This window comes from Acetobacter sicerae (genome assembly GCF_011516765.1).
Taxonomy (GTDB): domain Bacteria; phylum Pseudomonadota; class Alphaproteobacteria; order Acetobacterales; family Acetobacteraceae; genus Acetobacter; species Acetobacter sicerae.
Window position 1 is genome coordinate 1 of record NZ_JAAABN010000089.1, and the last position, 572, is coordinate 572.

General features: G+C 55.9%; 1 pseudogene. It reads right to left on the reverse strand.

Annotated features, from left to right (window positions below):
- Positions 1-509 (reverse strand): annotated as a pseudogene (locus GVI59_RS18735) (transposase); the annotation flags it as partial.
- Positions 510-572: the final 63 nt, after the last annotated feature.

Here is a 572-nt window from a genome sequence, read left to right on the forward strand (position 1 = left end):
CAGCTTCTTGTGATTGGGGCTGAAGCCTTCCCGCGCCAGAAGATAACCCAGGCGGCGATAGCCAAAGCGGCGTCGTTGGTCCGCCAGTTCCCGTAGGCGCTGGCGCAGGGCAGCATCGTCCGCTCCGGTAGAAACATACCGCGCGACACGCCTGGCAACACCAACAAGCGCACAGGCTCGGCGTTCACTCAGGGCCAGAGCTTCCTGAATGTGTCGGACTGCCTGCCGTTTCGCGACAGGCGTTACCACTTTTTTCCAACAATTTCCTTCAGTGCCGCATTATCCAGCATGGCATCCGCCAGAAGACGTTTCAGGCGGCTGTTTTCATCTTCCAGCGCCTTCAGCCGTTTGGCCTCGGATACCTCAAGGCCACCATAACGGGTCTTCCATTTGTAGAAGGTCGCGTCACTGATCCCGTGCTTACGGCAAAGATCAGAGACCTTCAGCCCGGATTCCTGTTCCTTCAAAATCCCTATGATCTGTTCTTCCGTAAAACGACTGCGCTTCATCCGTCCGTATCCTTCTCGATCGGACTCTACTTTTAAATGGTTACATTTCCGGGGGGCACGTCA